The sequence below is a fragment of the Alteromonas sp. 14N.309.X.WAT.G.H12 genome (genome assembly GCF_036697315.1).
Classification (GTDB): Bacteria; Pseudomonadota; Gammaproteobacteria; order Enterobacterales; family Alteromonadaceae; genus Alteromonas.
In genome coordinates this window covers 1-18,937 of the sequence record NZ_JBAHZB010000007.1, presented here as the reverse complement: position 1 = coordinate 18,937, position 18,937 = coordinate 1, and the positions used below count along the sequence as shown (strand labels likewise).

The 18,937-nt window shown below is 46.0% G+C and carries 17 protein-coding genes; 8 read left to right on the top strand and 9 right to left on the bottom strand.

Going from position 1 to position 18,937, the window contains the following annotated elements; all coding sequences use genetic code 11:
- Positions 1–240: 240 nt before the first annotated feature.
- Positions 241–1,104 (bottom strand): YicC/YloC family endoribonuclease, encoded by an 864-nt coding sequence (locus V5298_RS04595; RefSeq protein ID WP_332930355.1) that lies wholly within the window; start codon positions 1,102–1,104, stop codon positions 241–243.
- A gap of 266 nt (positions 1,105–1,370) precedes the next feature.
- Between V5298_RS04595 and V5298_RS04590 the strand changes: the two genes are divergently transcribed.
- The 4 genes from V5298_RS04590 (at position 1,371) to tusA (ending at position 5,067) form a co-directional block, all read left to right on the top strand.
- The gene (locus V5298_RS04590; protein ID WP_332930299.1) at positions 1,371–3,311 is read left to right on the top strand and encodes a S9 family peptidase; all 1,941 of its coding nucleotides are present in this window, start codon (positions 1,371–1,373) and stop codon (positions 3,309–3,311) included.
- A gap of 132 nt (positions 3,312–3,443) precedes the next feature.
- Entirely contained in the window at positions 3,444–4,157 is a 714-nt protein-coding gene (gene rph / locus V5298_RS04585) for a ribonuclease PH (RefSeq protein ID WP_332930298.1), read from the top strand.
- Positions 4,158–4,166: 9 nt separating this feature from the next.
- A complete protein-coding gene (gene pyrE / locus V5298_RS04580; RefSeq protein WP_332930297.1) occupies positions 4,167–4,808 on the top strand; it encodes an orotate phosphoribosyltransferase in 642 nt (213 codons plus the stop codon).
- 19 nt (positions 4,809–4,827) lie between these two features.
- A complete protein-coding gene (gene tusA / locus V5298_RS04575) occupies positions 4,828–5,067 on the top strand; it encodes a sulfurtransferase TusA (RefSeq protein WP_332930296.1) in 240 nt (79 codons plus the stop codon).
- 21 nt (positions 5,068–5,088) lie between these two features.
- Here the strand turns inward: tusA and V5298_RS04570 are convergent, their stop codons facing one another.
- The 7 genes from V5298_RS04570 to V5298_RS04540 form a co-directional block, all read right to left on the bottom strand.
- On the bottom strand, positions 5,089–5,553 hold the full coding sequence (locus V5298_RS04570) for a hypothetical protein (RefSeq protein ID WP_332930295.1): 465 nt from the start codon (positions 5,551–5,553) through the stop codon (positions 5,089–5,091).
- 85 nt (positions 5,554–5,638) lie between these two features.
- The gene (locus tag V5298_RS04565) at positions 5,639–6,223 is read right to left on the bottom strand and encodes a YqaA family protein (RefSeq protein ID WP_332930294.1); all 585 of its coding nucleotides are present in this window, start codon (positions 6,221–6,223) and stop codon (positions 5,639–5,641) included.
- Positions 6,224–6,338: 115 nt separating this feature from the next.
- A complete protein-coding gene (locus V5298_RS04560; protein WP_332930293.1) occupies positions 6,339–6,914 on the bottom strand; it encodes a DUF1285 domain-containing protein in 576 nt (191 codons plus the stop codon).
- On the bottom strand, positions 6,904–7,752 hold the full coding sequence (locus tag V5298_RS04555; RefSeq protein ID WP_332930292.1) for a DUF3014 domain-containing protein: 849 nt from the start codon (positions 7,750–7,752) through the stop codon (positions 6,904–6,906). The genes V5298_RS04560 and V5298_RS04555 overlap by 11 nt, the downstream gene beginning before the upstream one ends.
- A 406-nt stretch (positions 7,753–8,158) precedes the next feature.
- Positions 8,159–8,437 carry a hypothetical protein gene (locus V5298_RS04550; protein WP_332930291.1) on the bottom strand — a complete coding sequence of 93 codons (279 nt, stop codon included), beginning with the start codon at positions 8,435–8,437 and terminating at the stop codon, positions 8,159–8,161.
- A gap of 78 nt (positions 8,438–8,515) precedes the next feature.
- On the bottom strand, positions 8,516–9,034 hold the full coding sequence (locus V5298_RS04545) for a DUF6702 family protein (protein ID WP_332930290.1): 519 nt from the start codon (positions 9,032–9,034) through the stop codon (positions 8,516–8,518).
- Positions 9,024–11,486: a M1 family metallopeptidase gene (locus V5298_RS04540; protein ID WP_332930289.1), complete on the bottom strand. Its 2,463-nt coding sequence runs from the start codon at positions 11,484–11,486 to the stop codon at positions 9,024–9,026. Before V5298_RS04540 ends, V5298_RS04545 begins: the two co-directional genes overlap by 11 nt.
- A 202-nt stretch (positions 11,487–11,688) precedes the next feature.
- Here V5298_RS04540 and proB point away from each other — a divergent pair, with 202 nt between their 5' ends.
- From proB to V5298_RS04520, 4 genes are all read left to right on the top strand, one after another.
- Positions 11,689–12,801, top strand: coding sequence for a glutamate 5-kinase (gene proB / locus V5298_RS04535; RefSeq protein WP_332930288.1), 1,113 nt, complete (start codon positions 11,689–11,691; stop codon positions 12,799–12,801).
- 114 nt (positions 12,802–12,915) lie between these two features.
- Entirely contained in the window at positions 12,916–13,353 is a 438-nt protein-coding gene (locus V5298_RS04530; RefSeq protein WP_332930287.1) for a thioesterase family protein, read from the top strand.
- Positions 13,353–14,285 (top strand): D-2-hydroxyacid dehydrogenase, encoded by a 933-nt coding sequence (locus V5298_RS04525; RefSeq protein WP_332930286.1) that lies wholly within the window; start codon positions 13,353–13,355, stop codon positions 14,283–14,285. Before V5298_RS04530 ends, V5298_RS04525 begins: the two co-directional genes overlap by 1 nt.
- Positions 14,286–14,393: 108 nt before the next feature.
- Positions 14,394–16,280, top strand: a complete 1,887-nt coding sequence (locus V5298_RS04520) for a hypothetical protein (RefSeq protein ID WP_332930285.1) — start codon at positions 14,394–14,396, stop codon at positions 16,278–16,280.
- A 43-nt stretch (positions 16,281–16,323) separates the two neighbouring features.
- Here the strand turns inward: V5298_RS04520 and V5298_RS04515 are convergent.
- The coding region (locus V5298_RS04515) for a translocation/assembly module TamB domain-containing protein (RefSeq protein WP_332930284.1) at positions 16,324–18,937 on the bottom strand (2,614 nt) is incomplete at its 5' end.

Below are 18,937 nucleotides of genomic sequence, written 5' to 3'. Positions count from 1 at the left end.
GTCATAGCTGCTTATGGAATATTAACCTTTGATTGGCTGGATATTGTTTAACTGTTAAATTTGGCATTTTTTCACCTCTTGTACTCACCAGTAGTTTGAGACTAGCAGTGAAAAATACTCACCACAATACTCGCCTACTGGATGAAACAGAATGAAAAAATACGGAACTATAAAAAACAAAACCCCGCTATAAAGCGAGGATTTTCAATGTTTTAACGGTTTTGTGAGTGCTAGTGAGATTTACTCAATATTCTGGATCTGCTCTCTCATCTGCTCAATCAACACCTTCAGCTCGACCGCCGATTGGGTGATTTCACTGTTGATGGATTTTGAGCCCAAGGTATTCGACTCGCGGTTAAATTCCTGCATCATAAAGTCCAGTCGACGGCCGCACGCGCCACCTTTTTTGAGAATGTTACGGGTTTCTTTTACATGAGCATTTAAGCGGTCGAGTTCTTCTGCCACATCAATTTTTTGTGCCAGCATTACCATTTCTTGCTCTAACCGGGTGGGCTCTACTTCAATTTTTGCTTCTTCAAAGCGAGTTTGTATTCTCTCCCGTTGCCATTCCACAATGGCAGGCATTTTCTCAGTGACAAAAGCGACTTCTTTTTCAATACCGTCTAGGCGCTGCTCAATCATTGATTTTAACGCAGCACCTTCAGTGGCTCTGGCTTCAATAAATTGGCGTAAGGTTTCATCAAAAGCACCTAATATATCGCCTTGTATCGCATCCATGTCGGCTTCTTCTGCGGCAATCACGCCTGGCCAGCGCAGTACATCTAACGGGTTTACGCCCGTTGATTGTCCATGAGACTGCACCCAGTCGGCTGCATGCATTACTTCTTTGGCTAAGGCTTCATTTAAATTTAGCTTGGTCACGGCGGCATCGTTGGCACTAAAGCGTAAGGCGCATTCTACTTTGCCGCGCTGTAATTTTTTGCGAAAACGTTCCCGCAGTACCGGTTCTAGAGATCGAAATTGCTCGGGTAAACGAAAGTAGGTTTCTAAAAAGCGCTGGTTTACCGAGCGCACTTCCCATACTGCCGTGCCCCATTCTTTTTTTACTTCGCTACGCGCGAAGGCTGTCATGCTAAAAATCATAATCAAAGCCAAATTCTTGTCGCAAATATGGATTCTAGTTTACGCAGTTCCTGACCTAATGTCAGTGCTTATTCATTTCGCTAGGATGGAATGGGCTGCAAGGGAGAGAAGCCACCGTGCCTGACAATAAAATAACTGTAAAAAAAGAGTAAAGTTTGAAAAAGGCTAATTGACCATTTAGTATGAAAAAAAAGAATGAATGCTTGTTTTATTTAGTTAAAAGTTTGTAAGCCTTTTCTACAAACACAGATTCAGGGATGAAAGTTATGTTGTTAAAACGATGGGTTGCACTCAGTGCCTTTCTGCTATTTTCATGTTTTTCCTTTGCCTCGTTTACGCCTCAGGATATTGCCAAAGCGTCTACCTACCAGGGCGTAAAACTGTCACCCGATGGCTCAAAGCTGGCTATGGGGGTGTTTGTTGACGGTAGCCGGGGCTTACTCATATTAAGCATGAAAGACTTTTCCACATTAGGCGGCTTGAATTTAGGCGCCCATGGTGAAGTGGGGAATTTCTATTGGGGCAACAACGAACGTATTGTTTTTGAGATATGGCGACGGGCACCCTGGCAGGCTGAATCGTCCTTTTATGGTGAATTGTACGCGGTGAATTACGACGGTTCCATGGGAGAAATTATCTATGGGGTTAGCATCCGAGAAAAAATGGGCACAAAAATCCAGCGTAAAAAACAAACCAAAGGCTGGGCGCACATAATTAATTTGTTGCCAGATAACGACCGGGAAATACTGATTTCTTCTGAACCCCAATCTCAAGGTGGCGATCGGTTTGCTTCGGTACATAAGCTGGATATTTACAGCGGTACCTTACGCAGGCAAATTACCCGTGCACCGGCCCAGCAAGCCTCATTTTTTACCGACAAGGTCGGAAACCTGGTGATGTCCACAGGCACCAACAAAAACGGCGATACCCTTATTTATCGCTATCAAGATGATGAGTGGGTAGAAGTGTCAGATAAGTTTGGCGATAGTTTCAGGCCCATAGCCATGAGCGAAGATGCCACTCAGGCCATTTACTTTGATGACTATGAACAAGATAAAGTCGGTTTGTTCAAAATGAATCTAGCCACCGGTGAAAGAAAAGAAATTTATACCGATGACGTGGTGTCCCTTACTCAGGTGAATGTCACCACTGATAATTCTTCTGCCTATGCCATTCGTGTGGATAACGGACGCCCCGCTTATTTGGTTTTTGATGGAGCAGGTGAAGAAGCGACCATATTTAAAAGCTTGCTAAGCACATTGCCGGGTTATAGCGTGTCATTGGTGAGCCGTTCAAAAGACGGTGGTTTGTGGGTTATCTATGCCAGCAACGACATCGATGCGGGCACCTATTACCTGTATGACAAGAAGAAAAACAAAATCAGCCAACTGTTTGCTAATATGGATCATATTGACATCAATGACTTTTCTGAATCACAACCTGTTTCTTTTGAAGCCTCCGATGGCATGACCATTCACGGTTTTATTACCTATCCGGTGGGGCAAAAAGCAGACCAAAAAGTGCCGTTAGTTACCTTGGTTCATGGCGGCCCCCACGGCGTACGGGATTATTGGTCTTTTGATCGGGAAGTGCAGTTATTGGCGAACCAAGGTTATGCAGTATTACAAGTAAATTACCGAGGCTCAGGCGGTTATGGCAACAGCTACCAGCAAGCAGGCTACAAACATTGGGGAGATACCATTCAGCAAGATATCATCGATGGCACCCGCTATATCCTTGAGCAAGGCAAAACCGATCCTGATAAGGTCTGTATTATGGGCACCAGTTTTGGGGGTTATTCAGCGGTCATGTCTGCTGAATTAGCACCGGATTTATTTAAATGCGCGGTGGCAACCGCCGGCGTATACGACTTAAACTTGATGTATAGCGAAGGGGATATTCCTGAGTTACTGTGGGGGAAAAAATATTTAAATAAAGCTATCGGCAGTGATGAAGCCCAGTTAGCCGCTTTTTCACCGGTGAATCATGTCAGTAAGCTAGCAGGGCCGGTACTGATTTCCCACGGCGAGAAAGATCGCCGGGTTCCCATTGAACATGCGGAACGCTTAAAAGCCGCCATGGATAAAGCCCAAAAGCCCTACGAATGGTTTGTTGAAAGCACCGAAACCCATGGTTTTTATGATGAAAATAACCGCGCTCAGTATTATCAGCGGGTGATTGATTTTCTCGCTAAATCCCTCAAATAAATCCCTTGCGCCGCTCTTAGCGGCGCACGCCTTTTAATTCTCTGTAACCGAACGTTCATTTCTTACCCCTGTTTACGGTATACTTGCGCGAATTAATTTGTTGCACCCACTTAAGCCTTTCAGGAGACTCCTATGCGTCCAAGCGGCAGAACCGCCAGTCAAATTCGTCCCGTTACTATCACCCGTAATTTTACCTGTCATGCCGAAGGCTCTGTATTGGTTGAATTTGGCAACACAAAGGTGTTGTGTAATGCTTCTGTCGAAGAAGGCGTTCCTCGTTTTATGAAGGGACAAGGTAAAGGATGGATCACCGCTGAATACAGCATGTTGCCCCGGGCTACCCATACACGGAGTCAGCGTGAAGCCGCCAGAGGTAAACAAGGTGGCCGTACCTTAGAAATTCAACGCCTAATTGCCCGCTCGTTACGTGCGGCAGTAGATTTAAAACTCTTGGGTGAAAACACCATCACTTTAGATTGTGATGTTATTCAAGCTGATGGCGGCACCCGTACTGCCTCTATTACCGGCGCCTGTGTTGCCATGGTCGATGCGTTAACTTATATGCGCAGCAAAGGCATCATCAAAACCAATCCATTGAAGTTTATGGTTGCTGCCTTGTCCGTTGGCATTTACGACGGTATGCCCATTGCCGATTTAGAATATACCGAAGATTCCACCGCAGAAACCGATATGAATGTGGTGATGACAGAAACCGGCAAGCTTATCGAGATCCAGGGCACTGCCGAAGGCGAACCTTTCTCCTTTGACGAAATGAATGAGATGCTCGATATTGCCAAACACGGTTTAAGAGAATTATTTGATATTCAAAAAGCTGCGCTAGCTTAAGGGAGCCCAATGAAATCATTTAAACGGGAATTTATTGAATTTGCTATCGCCCGTGGCGTACTGAAATTTGGTGAATTTACATTAAAATCCGGTCGTACCAGCCCTTATTTTTTTAATGCAGGGTTGTTTAACCGTGGTGGTGATTTAGCTAAATTGGGCCGCTATTATGCGGCGGCCCTTGCCGACTCAGGGATTACCTTTGATGTATTGTTTGGCCCGGCATATAAAGGGATCCCCATTGCAACGACCACGGCGGTTGCTTTGGCTGATCATCATCATGTGGATGTGCCCTATTGCTTTAATCGTAAAGAAGCGAAGGATCATGGAGAAGGTGGCAACCTTGTTGGTAGCGCATTGGAAGGGCGTATTATGCTGGTGGATGATGTGATCACTGCCGGCACTGCCATTCGCGAGTCCATGACGCTAATTGCCCAAAATGGCGCCACCCTGGCTGGTGTTTTAATTGCATTGGATCGACAGGAAAAAGGAAATGGTGAATTATCTGCCATTCAGGAAGTTGAGCGCGATTTTAATACGCAGGTAGTTTCTATAGTGTCTTTAGCCGATGTGATTACTTACTTAAAAGAGCATGGTGAGTACGAAAAGCATTTGGCCGACATTCAACGCTACCGTGAGACTTACGGGATCTGATCTTGGTGATGTACGCCCAATGAAAGCCGATAATTACTTAGATGCGTTGGGGCTAAAATGTCCCGAGCCTGTCATGATGGTGCGTCTTGAGGTAAGAAAAATGAAAGACGGTGAAACGCTGCTAATAACTGCAGATGATCCGTCTACAGCCCGGGATATTCCCAGTTTCTGCCGATTTATGCACCACACATTAGTGGATTCACAAACCGACACCTTGCCTTATCAGTATTTGATCCAAAAAGGCGTGAATGAGGCGTAAAGCTTGACCGGCAAATGCTAACTAATGCAGTTCTCGTGGCATGAGTGTTTGCCGTTCATAAAAGGCTTCTCCCTCATTTAATGATGAATCTAGCTGACGCATTAACATCAAGATATCAAAATGACAGGCGAATAAAGGGGCCAGTATGCGCAATTGTTGCCTTGCCCCTTTTAAGCTTTTTGCCGCTTTAAAGTGAGTTTTGACTTCGGCTAATCTTTTTGTCAGCCCGGATGCTAGCGCCGCAAAAGCAACCATATCTTCTTTGGTTTCAATTAAATCCGTATCTGTGTGGTGGTTGTGCAGCGACAGTACAATGGCTTGAGCGATTTCATAGGCTTGACCATTCGCCACAAGGGCTTTTTCTGTACAGCCCTCTTGCGCTAATTGTTTTACCGTTTCATATTGTTGACGACGATGGATCCGGGCTTGTGCCGGGTTTAACTGAAGCCATTGCCAGTATTGTGCGCAAAGATATTCGGTTTTCATAATTTGCACCTCCTCGCCTTAAAGTAGAGCAAATGAGAATTATTATCAACTAAAACTGTTCTAGACGGAAATCCGCCTTCTCAAACTAAAGTAACGTGGATAAATACCACAACAACAGTACCAGTAGGGTGAGTCCAACGATGGCTTTAGTTTTATAACGGCGAATTAAAGATTCTGCCTGATCCCCCGCCAGATAGACCACCAAAGCAAGGCCAAAATAGCGAATAGCGCGGGCAATAACGGTGGCCAGTATAAAGAGCCCTAAGGCATATTGAGTTGCCCCTGCGGCTAACATGGCTACCTGAAATGGAATGGGCGCTATACCCAAGGTCATGACAAACCAAAAGCCTTGGTCTTGCATGTTTTGTTTCACGGTTTCAAATTGTTCTGGGCTAAAAAAAGTATCAATAACCCACTCGCCTACCAGATCAAAGAGATAGTAGCCCAGCGCATAACCAAATATTGCACCAATCACACAGCCCAGTGTGGCCATGGTAGCAATATGCCAAAGCTTTTCTTTTCGGGCTTGCATCAGCGGGATTAAAATGGCTTCCAGTGGAACGGGAACAATGGTGGACTCAAGAAAAGACGCCAAGGTGATCCCTTTTAACATGTGTTTTGAGTTAACCGCTGATTTGGTTGAGCGTTTTAACTTTTCTTTAATTGGCATGACGTCCTAGTAAAAACTTTGTTCAACCACGCACATTGCTCGCCAGCAAATGCATCGTTGAATTTGATAAACAATAGGCTTTATACGGTGGGTATGGGGCAAGTTGGATCAGTTGTTACAAGGGGTCGTTTATTTCGCCCAGCACAAGGGCATCGCCGTTACTTTGTACTACCGCCTGTTGTCTTCCGTTCTCGCCGTCTGTGATTTTTGCTTCATTCAGCAACTGATACAGCACATTTTGATGTAATCGGCCCCATAAATTCCGGCGTACATTGACATATGGGATGGAAGCGTCTGGAGAGCCCAGACCTGTGGGTGGTGTGCGCAGTTCCACCGGATGAGATTCGTCCACAGGAAAGGTGTCACCGGTTTGGGTGGTAAAAAACAAGGTGTGGTTTTCTTGCGTCCAGGTGGTGATGATAAAGGGGACATCCTCAACCTCTATGCCTACCTTTTCTACCGGCGTCACTAAAAAGTACTGCTGGGATTCTTTTTTTAACACCGAAGAAAAAAGACGAACCAAAGGAGGACGTAAAATCGGCGAACCTTCATATATCCATTCGCCTTTTAACGAGATACGCAGGTTGATATTGCCGCAAAAAGGCGGATCCCATTTTTCTACCGGTGGGATGGCGTGCTCCTGTGATTTTGAGCACGCCGTCACGCTGTCTTGTAAGTGTTTAAAATCCATTGTCGACCAGTAAGGATTTGAGTTCCCGTAACTTCGCTTTTATTCTGCGCATGTTATCAGGGCCGGTACGAAGTAATTGTTTTTGCGGGGAGTTCAAATTTTCCAGTTTTTCATCGGCATATTTGTAGGCAACGGAATCTGAATATACTTCAACCGGCACAGGCACTTCAGGCGTATCCAGTAGCTGATCAATGGCTTCAACCATAACCGATTCAAAAGGTTGGCCAGGTTCGCCAATCTCATCATATTTCGACTGAATCTCATCTTTGTAGCGATTAAACAGTTCAAGCAAGGCGTCGTTGTCGAAAGACTCGATCATCGCTACATAAGGCGTATAGCGTTTGTAGCTTGCCGCATCTATCCATTCTTTACCGGCTTGACGATAAACCCTGAATGATTGCTCTGGCGCTGTCACAGGAAGTTGCTGAACGGGCACCATTTCGTCATTGGCCAGGTTTGCCACTGTTACCACAAAGCGCTGTATCATGCCGTCTTTTACCAGAAGAGTATCCACTTCAGGGGTATCGGAGATCGATTTTAAAGCTTCTTCAACGCCGGCATCAGAGACATCCAAAGGTTCAGGTTCCGGCTCTGTGGGTTCAGGCATCGGTTCCACTTCGTCGACAGGTTCAATTTCAACGGGCTCTGGCGCAGGCGCCGGCACGAAGTCATCAGGTTCATCTGGAACGACCGGCGTCTCTTCAACAGGTGTCTTCGGCACAACCGGTGCGGGTTCTTCTTTGGAAGGCCACAACACTACTGCAATAATCACTACTACAACCACCGCAATTATTAGAATATGCGGTGCCAGTGTTTTCTTCTCTGATTCATCAGTCATTATCTTTCCACCCTGTGTTATTCCTTCTAGCAGTTCATACTACCAGAGATGTGTCTTCTATTATGAGAATCAATGGATCAATTTGTTCCGTGAGAAAAGCAAATTCCTCTTTTCTAACACTTTTCTACTTTAAAAAAACGCATTTTGATCGCTTCATCGCCACAATAAGTAGGTCTCTTTGCATTTAAATTACATTCACACAAAGTCAAACCCGGATCCGGTTCTGCGAAAACCTGTGACATGGTGTAAATTAACAATGAATGTATGGAAGTGTAAACGATGAAGTCTATTCTATTTGCAGACATCGACGAAAAAGCCATCACTATCGACTAGTTGGTGATGTGAGCGCAATGTTTATAATGCCGCGGGATTGCACGTTGTCAGTGTGAATTGCTAACTAAATAGGTTAGATCATTGCGATTTGCGACAATATTTGAATACACATTCCTACCACGCTGCCAACGGCAAAACCAATCCAGCCATTTTTATCAAGATAGCGAAAGAGGGTGCAACCAAATAATCCGCACCAAATCATGGCGCTGTAAACGGAAAATAAACTGCCGTTCTGACTTCCACCGGGTATAAACAGCAAAACCACAAATAATATGGCCATGGCACCAGATAGTAGCACCCACATTATGTTTTTCTTATTGGCAAAACTATGTTGAGGAGATGATTGAGACATAACACTCGCCTGTTTATGTGTATTACCTGTCACTATGCGTTAAGGTAGGCGAGTGGGTCAATGTGGTTATCTAATACTTTAGTGGTGACGTTGAAATTCAACACTCAATAATTCTACATTATTGCTGAAAGTTAGGGTCTTAATATCACCATGGCCTTCTACGTTTAGCGTATTAATCTGATCAGGCCACAAATCACGCAGCGCATCATGACGTATCGTTAAACCTTCAAGTGCCGGTGGCTCAGCCGTTTCCTGATACACCCAGAAAAACTTACCTTCTACTTCGTAACCTACGGTTTTCAATGCTAACGGTTGCTTATCAATATCCAGTAGCGAAAAACGTTGTTCAATGTAATGGGCAAACTCTTGTTGGGTTTTTTCATCGTCAAGAATGTCGGCATTTTTATCAAAAAGTGCTTTTACCGCGTGTTCGGCATCATGCAAGTTAAAACGATGCATGACTTCGATATTTTCGGTATGGGGATTAAACAATACCGTGGTAATTGCAGCCTTAATTTGATGGGCCGATGTTGTGGTGCTGAATAACAGCAGGGCCAGCAGGCCCCACTGTGCAGCACGAAGAGACTTAATTGTCATCTTCGTCCTCGTCGTCTGTTTTCAGTTCGGTTTTAACATCTTGCATTAAATCCATGGAAACACGACTTGTGCTCTTCTTCGCTTTGTAAGCTTCAATGCGTGAAGGAATGATCCGACGTGGATAATAGTTATTTTCTACGTCAACATCGGCGGTCTCCCAGCGAGGATCAACGGTAACGCTAACCAGTTCCTTGTCTTTGTCTGTGACCACCAGCTTCGAAACCGCTTTGGGTGTACGACGCCAGATTTCAGCAGGTATACGCATCATTTCTTTACTGCCATCGGCAAATTCCATTTCTAGAATAATCGGCATGACTAAACCACCAAGGTTGGAAAAGTCCATCACGTAGTAGTTTTTATCTTCCTTCACTGCCCGTTCAAAGGTCGCACGTTCCCAAGGTTCCAGTTTGTTCAAAAACTCACGGTATTTGTTGCGATCTTTATTGGTGGCGGTGTATTGGTCGTTTTCATCGTAAAAATCAGCGATGTCTTCGAAACGATCCACCCACAGTTTACGCCCTTCCTGTTCGTTACGTTCTACAGTAAGAGACAGGGGTTTGTCCTGTTCCGCTTCACGTTGACGGTTTAGGTCAATATCAGGATCTTTGGTATCTAAACGTAGCTTGTACACCCGATCGATGGAAATATCCACGTGATCTGTGGTGTAAAACCAACCTCGCCAGAACCAGTCAAGATCGACCCCTGAGGCTTCTTCCATGGTACGGAAAAAATCAGCCGGTGTAGGGCGCTTAAACATCCAACGTTGTGCGTATTCTTTAAAGGCAAAATCGAACAGCTCGCGGCCAAGAATGGTTTCACGGAGAATGTTCAGCGCCACCGCGGGTTTGGTGTAGGCGTTAGGACCAAGATGCAGTACCGAGTCAGACTGAGTCATAATAGGTACTTGTGAGGATGATTTCATATAGCCTGTCACATCACGGGGCTCTACGCCCCAAGGAATGTTTGGATCCCATTCACGCCCTGCGACACCGTCTAAGAAGCTGTTTAGGCCTTCGTCCATCCATGTCCATTGACGTTCGTCAGAGTTAACCACCATAGGGAAATAGGTATGCCCAATTTCGTGGATCACAACGCCAATGAGGAAACGTTTTTCTGACAAGGAATAGGTACGGCTACCATCGTCCTGCAACTCGGTGCGTGGCCCATTAAAGGTAATCATGGGATATTCCATGCCGCCAACCGGACCATTGACGGACTGTGCCACAGGATAGGGGTAGTTGAAGGTAAAACGGTTATATACGTCAAGGGTATGAATAATGGCTTCTGTTGAGTACTTCTTCCATAAATCGCCACCTTCTTTAGGATAGAAGGACATGGCCATTACATGGTCTACATCGCCATCTTGTTCATAACCGCGGGCATCCCACATAAATTTACGTGAAGAAGCCCAGGCAAAATCCCGAACATTATCGGCTTTAAAATGCCAGGTTTTGGTTTTGCTGGTGCCCGCTTTTTCATTTTCCAACGCTTCTTCTGGGGTAACGATAAATACCGTACGATCGGCATCTTTCGCTTCTTTTAAGCGCTTACGTTGGGTACTGGTTAATACATCTGATGGGTTTTGCAACACACCGGTAGATGAGACGATATGGTCAGCAGGAACCGTTAGGTTTACATCGTAGTTACCGAATTCGAGGGTAAATTCCCCACGACCGATAAATTCTTTGTTTGTCCAGGCTTCATAGTCTGTATAGGCTGCTAAGCGCGGGAACCATTGGGCCAAAAGGAAAATATCATTGCCGCCTTCTCGTTCATCGTCAGGGAAATGTTCGTAACCTGAACGGGCAGAAACGGCGTCTTCTTCTACGATATTAAAACCATAATTAATGGAAAATTTCGTTTTTGCGCCGGGCTTAAGAGGGGTATTTAAGTCCACGCGCATTAACGTGCCAACCACGACGTAATGGAGATCATTCCCGCGGCTGTCTTCGATGGCGTTAATTTGATAGCCCAGCTCATGATCATCAACAAACTGCTGACGACGCAGTGCACCCATGCTCAATTTCGCCGGTGAACTGCCGTTGGCCGCTTGTGTGGCCGGTCCACGGTTGCCAATGCCACCAAAGGTGGTGGTCAGGGCTGACATGGAATCATCACGGAATTTGTTCTGATCCAATTGGATCCACAAATATTTCAGCGTATCCGGTGAATTGTTGTGATAAGTAATACTTTCTTCGGCATCAATGCGACGCTTTTCTTCGTCGAGTTTAGCATTAATGACGTAATCAACTTGTTGCTGCCAGTACTCGTGACCGGCTTCGCCCGCTGCGTTTCTGTATACGTTAGGTGTGGGAAGAACTTCATCAAGCTGTCTGAACTTATCTTCGAAGTCGCCCTTTGTTTGTTTTATCGCTGCACTTACGGTTGGAGCCTGTACTAATACTGTTAGTACCGACGCTAACCACAGCAGACGGTTTTTACGTATGCTCATTTATTATCCTATTTATAAAATACTTATACCCCAGTGTTATAATATAACGCTATGAGTTATGTCGCTAGTGATTGGCCGTAGATAGTTTTTGCCTCACCGCAAACTTAGATTTCCGCTTATTAAAAAAAACACAGTACAATAGCTTTTTTTTCTGTGTCTGTTTGCAGTATTCTCTCAGTCTCTTTGTTAAGTTGTCATCCTCATGAGTAATTTTACCTGGAAGCGCGCTGTTATTAAGGTTGGGAGTGCATTAATTGCCCCCGATGGTTTGCAAGTCAGTGCCAAGTATTTACTACCCATCGCCCGGTTCATTACCGAAAGCCGCGCTGCCGGTAAAGAAGTGATCCTGGTGTCTTCGGGTAGTGTGGCCGCAGGCCGAGGCCGTGTTATGGTAAATCATACCGCCTCTATTGCCGAAAAACAGGCCATGGCCGCCATTGGGCAAACCCAAATGATGGCTAACTGGCAGCGATTTTTTGACTGTCCTTGTGCCCAAGTGTTGCTTACCGCTGATGATCTTCGCAACCGAACCCGGTATGTCAACATAAAAAATACCTTACGGGAATTACTGACCCATCAGGCCTTGCCCATTGTCAATGAGAATGACACCGTGGCTGTGGCGGAACTCAAAGTGGGTGATAACGACAATTTAGGGGCGTACACGGCTTTGGTTGCCCAAGCCGATACCTTGATTATCTGTTCCGATATCGACGGCTTGTTTACCGCTGATCCACGAAAAGACCCCACGGCCACGTTGATCCCAAAGGTGGATACCATCACGCCGGATATTTATGCACTGGCCGGTGGCGCAGGCACGGCCATGGGTACCGGCGGCATGCGCACGAAAATTGAAGCCGCGGACAAGTGCACCCAAAGTGGCATTCAAACATTGATTGTTAACGGGCGTAATGGCAACGTTTTTGACCGTCTGCTAAAAGGAAATAATCCAGGAACCTTGTTTTCGGCGCAACGGTCCAGTCAAAAAGCCCGGGCACTTTGGCTGACACACACGTTAAAATCCAAAGGTAGCATCCATGTGGATGACGGCGCCACCAAGGCCATCGTCAACCGGGGAGCATCGCTTTTGCCATCGGGTATTACCGATGTAAAAGGCCGATTTTGCGCCGGTGATGCCGTAGAAATTAAAAACGGTAGCCAAACTATCGCCAAAGGTCTTGTTCTTTATGATGCCAAAGATCTGCATAAAATCAAAGGGCAAAAAAGTCATCAAATTGCCACCTTGCTTGGGTTTGCTGGCAGCGAAGTGGTGATCCATCGTGATGATTTGGTGTTGCTAGATAACCCCCACCTATAGTGGGATAACAAAGTAGACCTATTGTAAAACCAATCTCTTATCTGGTTGTGATAATGGATCTGATAAATTCATGGGGGTATGCTGATAGCGTCTTTGCTTTTGTAGGAGCGCCATATGACCGACTTTACACCCTCACTCAATGATTACCCCTATCAGGTTGAGTTAACAACACGTTTAGAAGATAACGATGAAAATGGGTATATCAATAACGTGACATTTTATAGTTTTTTCGACACTGCGGTTAGCCGATTTCTACAAACCCACTGCCCCAGTATCGGTGAATCAACAAATATCACCACCTATGTTGTCAGTTCCCAGTGTCAGTATATCTCACCAGCCTCCTATCCAGAGGCGATTTTTGTGGGGGTTCGGGTGGCGAAAATAGGCAGAAGCTCTGTTACCTATGGGTTGTCGGTGTATGCCGGAGAATCTCAAAGACGGGTGGCCCATGGCCAGTTTGTTCATGTCTATGTGGACAAAATGACCGATAACGCCGTGCCTATTCCTGCCGATATAAAAGAAGCCCTTGCTTCGAACATGGAGGAATTTTGATGAAAGCGGTCTTATTAGACGCTGATACCTTTAAAACCGAAGAGTTGGATCTTACCTGCTTAACGGATTTACCCCTGTCGTTAACCTTATACGGGAATACCACGAAAGACACGTTGAACGAGCGCATACGGGATGCAGACATTGTGCTGACCAATAAAGTGCTGTTGGACGAAAGCGCCCTATGTGACGCACAAAACCTTAAATATATCGGTGTCTTAGCCACAGGTACTAATAACATTGATAAAGCCTACTGCGAAAAAAAAGGCATTAAGGTCGCCAATGTTGCCGGGTATGGCACCAATGCCGTTGCGCAACATGCGCTCATGCTGATGTTAAATTTGGCCACGTCTTTCACCCCCTATAATCAAGATGTGGAAAATGATGTTTGGTCGTCAAACCCCCATTTCTGTTTACTGGACCATCCGGTGTTTGAATTGGCTGGCAAACACTTGGTTATCGTTGGTTATGGCGTATTGGGCAAACGTTTTGCTGAGTTAGCGGTGGCGTTAGGGATGACGGTGACCGTGGCGGCTCGGCCGGGTGATCCAGAGGATTTGCGTCCATCTTTAGACAGCTTGTTACCCCAGGCCGATGTGGTGTCCTTACATTGTTTGCTTACCGATGAGACTCATCATCTTATCAATGCATCGCGGCTGAAATTAATGAAACCCTCAGCCTTGTTGATCAATACCGCACGCGGCGCGTTAATTGACGAAAAGGCATTGCTTGATGCGTTAAAAAACGGTGAGATTGCTGGGGCCGGCCTTGATGGCTTGTCAATTGAACCGCCACCTAAGGATCATCCCTTGCTGCACTCGGGACTGAAAAATTTACTGATCACTCCCCACACGGCTTGGTTTGCCAAAGAGGCGCGTCAACGCTTGCTTGGCATTGCAGCGACACATTTATCCGCGTTTCTACAGTCTCGATAGGTCTAGAATTTATATATAAGTTATTAAACTAAAAGATGTTTGCTTGTGTCCGTTGTGGTAGATATACACAATAATTATCAGGCTTAATGTTATTACAAGGAAATAAGAATGGCGTATGATTTTGGTTCACAAACGCTAGGTATTAAAAACCCGTTTAAAACCGAAGGGAAATTTCGGGCGGTTACGGGGGCTATCTTGTTGGCGAGTGGTGTCATCCCCCTTTTGATGGTGGCTGAAGCACTAAAAGAAAACCCCGTGTATGCATACACTTACGCCATTCTTGGTTTTGTCTTATTGGCGGCCGGTTCCAGACATCTTGGGGTTGGTTTATTTCAACTATTTCGTTACTTTGTTGGGCGTTCGGTACCGACGTCTTTAGCGTATAATCGTTCCCGTTCAGAGCAAGATATTGCTCAGTCAGAGCAAAAAACCGTGCTCTATGATGACAACCAGCTGCATGCCATGATGATGGGACGCAAGAACACCACCTTTGTTGAGCCCCAAGGTTGGGTGGCGCGATTTTTACATTCTATCTTTCCCAATTTGACCTTTTTGCCCCACCCGTTGCGCAATTTGGCACAGGAATTAGGCAGTCTGGCCATTAGTTTTATTGCCGCCATTGTTTCGTTTCTTATTGTGGCTTTTGTGGTATCAACCGGCTTAGCCGGTGAAAAAGCACAATTACTGGCGATGCCCGTTCTTTCGTTTCTTTTATTGGTGTATTTACTGCGTCTTTGGTTTAGCGCCGCATCAGCCATTCATAATCGTCGTAATACCCAACTACATAAAGTGTCGGGTTTATCTGTGTCTATGTTAATCGGTATGTCTATTTTGGTACCGGTGATTGTGGGTTTTGGACTAGATGCTGTGGTGGATGTCTCCACCAGCGAGCTGGCTGCATGGATGGAAAAATACACCGTATTTAGTGCGTGGTTAAATCTGGTCATACTGGGCGTTACCATGGCAATTGTAATCGCCGGGATCCTGCCAGGGTTACTCACACGAATGCGTGGCGTTTCTCCGCAAACCGAAGTCAGTGAATATCGGGACAACTTGCAGGAGTCGGTGCATCCAAACGAAATTTTTATCAATCTAGAAAACATCGTACTGGCCAATCGCCGATATAAAGAGATCCCCAATCGTATCTACAGAGAGTTAGATCCCAAATTAAAAGAGCAGGCTGACGGCAAAGGCAGTTTTGATGGGGAATTGCTCATTGAAACCCAACCTCGCCTTGCCCAAGATCAAAACAATGAAATTGCGACTAAGCAAAAGCTACTTCCTACCCTGCTAGGTCAAGTCTGCGTACTGATTAGCTTCGCCTTGTTAAGTTTTTTTGCTTTAAGTGTTGCCGATGGGATGAGCTTGCTAAGAGAGGCCACCAATAATTTCTCTGGCGGAAAGCTCACAGACAGCGAGGTCATTGCACTGTTTAATCAGGTCAGCCATGCCCTTGTGTTGTTTTTCGCTTGGATGGCGTTGAGTGCTGCGGGCAAGATGTTGAACAATGCCTCACACCTTTTCTGGGGAGAATTGAAATTTGAATCTATGATGATGTACCTGAAAACGGAAGGGACGTTCAACGAATCAAAATTCTCCACCGGAATGTCGATTCATGACTCAACACGTTCAGAAAACGTTTTGGTAAGAAGCTCCATTACGCCTTGGATCATAACCAGCACCATCAAAAGCTCCATTTTTGCCACCAGTGGTGCAAGTAATCTGGAAACCCCGCGATATATCATGGGGCTAACGAAAAATGACAATGAATTGGCCTCCATTATTGAGGAAATTAAAACCTTCCTACAAAAACGGGAGTCTATTGCATCCATAACCAATGAAGCTGATTTACAAAGCGCCAGTGTTATCCATCAGGTTAATCAGCAAACCCGCGCCCATTCCACAGAGGCGACGCAGGATAAAATCACCTTAAAAGAGGATGAAGAAGCCGCAGGGTATTTACGTAATAACGATACCCCAGAGGATAAATCCTAGCGGCTAACGGGATAGCTCTGCTTGTGATAGGTACAAGCAGAGCTTAATCATTGTCTGGCTCTTCTTCTACTCGGCTTTGCGCCGGCTTGCCCAAGAAAAATTCATAATAAAAATCGACGGCAAACTCCGTTTCCTCGTCAATGGTTGTCTGTATCGCCTCAACAAAAAGTTTTGGTAGCAGCCGATACCGTAACGACACATCAGGAGGTTCCTGGCGCTGCAGTAAGGTACTGGTAGAGGAATCATTACTGCTTAATCCAACATCAAGGTTATATTGCACGGTTAGCCTGTCATTAATGCGTCCGTTGATAGACAATTTTGTGGCGCTACTGCCAACACTGGATGTGGTACTGACACTGAAATCCTCAATGCCCAGCGCATTACCTACTCGCCCTTGCAGTTTTTCCGTACTTGATAAACCAAACCCGAGTAACAGTGCGTTATAGTCTGTCTCGCTGGAACTGGTACCTGGGCCGCTGCCGGTGAGTAAATAAGATAGGCTGTTGCTTTGATTCATGGATGGCTCGGAAAATAAGTTGATATTGGGGCTGTCGGCGGAGCCGTCTATACGCACCCCAGCCACCACATTATCTTCGGTTTGGTCGGGATCACGAATGGCTTCTATCAGCAACATGGGTTGATCTAAAGGGCCATTAAATTGCACTTCCCCAGTTTGAATCATGAGATCTTGGCCGTACGCCTGATAGCGACCGTCTAAAATTTGTAAGTCACCATAACCCACCAGCGCCGGTACGGTTTTAACTTCAATACCGCCATACAGGTTGGCGGTTAAACCAAAGGCGTCCAGTTTTACTTCGCCAGATTTTGCTTTGTCGATATTCACCATGACAGTGGCATCCACTAAATCCAGGGGATCATCTGAGGGAGGCTCACCGCGCAGGTGCACATCTTTTGAAGGGGAAACTGCGTTTGCGGGTAAATTCTCCACTAAAATGCGGGCCCAAGGAATGTTGACACTGCCGTTGACGGTAACCTTATTTGGCTGAATGTTGGCAGACAAATCAGGGGAAACCTGCATGCGCATATCTGGTTGCTGGATCTCAAAGCGTTTTCCGGTGAGATTCACATTGGCTTCAAGTTCGTCATGCCAGCTTAAATCGCCATCCACAGCACCTTTACCGCCACCGAGAAGGAAGCTGCCCTCAAAGGTGGCATTTTGACCATTCAGATGTATTACTTGTTCCCAATCACCTACATCCACGGGCATGTTTTCAATATCAATATTTCCCTTAGCCAGGGTGACATCACCGTTCAGCTGAACCGAGTCGATGGTGCCTCCTATGGCCAACTGGCCGTTGAGGATCCCCGACAAGGCTCTAATGGACGCTGACATGGATTTAAACGGCGCTATATTGATGGCGTTTAATGACACCATACCGCTTAACGGGGCACTTTTATCCGTGGGACTTGCGTTGATATTGGCAGTCAGATCGCCAAGTTGTTCACTGCTTAGGGAAACATCGGCGGTTAAAAGGTTATCGGTGTAGGCCCCATGTACGGTGAAATCGTCCGTGGTCAGTGCAAGTTGCTGTTTCGGTCCAAGGGTCCAGGTAGACGGGGATACGGTCATATCAAAATTAACATCAAGGGGTACATCAACGCCGACTTTTCCCGATGAGGTAAAGGACAAGGTGGCATCAGACGGTGCCGTAATGGTATTTGGCACAAATTCGTGGGCCCATATGCCCAGTGGCAACAATTGGGCATTCACCGACCATTGGGTGATGTCGTTCTGGTAGAGGGTTTTATCTAAGCATAGCTGGCCCTCCTGTCTGGAATGCCAGCAATTTTTACTGACAGAAACCGTAAGGGGCTCGGTGGTTATGGTTAAATCGAAGGGATTATCAAGCTGCCAGCGTGTGGTCATCAATCCAAGTTCGGTGGCACTGATTTGGGCGTTATATTGACCATTTTTCCAACTGCCCGCCAATGCTAGTTGGGCAGAGTTATCTGCGTTGACCATGTCTACTTTTAGCTGATGATTATCAAGAGAGCCGGTTATATCAACCACACCATTGATGGCGCCTTGCTCGGCCAAGGTGGGGTTGATGGCCGGTGCCACGTGTAAATCGGTAACCTTGATGGCGCCATTGGCGGTGGGATTGGTCCATACGCCTGATGCTTTTATTCGACCGTTTACCGCGCCGGTTACATCGGGGTAGAGCTGGGCAATGGCGTCAACATCCAAATCAATATCGGCATTTAAATAACGTTGATTGATAATTTGCGCGGCAATGTTTATCTGATTTTCCTGCTGCATCACACTTAAGTTTGAAACCAGCAGATCGCTGCGCTGGGAATACACCAGCGCCCCTTCTACCTGTATGGGTGAGCCATCTCTTTGCCCCGTCACAGACAAGTCAGTGATGCTCATTTCTGCCCCTTGCTCGGTTAGTTGCATTAAGCTAGTAAAGCCACCGTTGATTTCCTCTGGTGCCATAGGCGAGAGCGAGGTAGCAGAAATATCCGTAAGTTCGGTTCGACCAGACCAACTCATGCTTTCATTTAAAAACAAGGTGCCCGTGTTTGTTACACGACCTTCAAGAATGTCGATGGTAAAGGTATTTACACTCACATTTTCTCGGTTTAACACCACATCGGCGGTGACAGGGATGGGCCCTATATCGGGAATATCT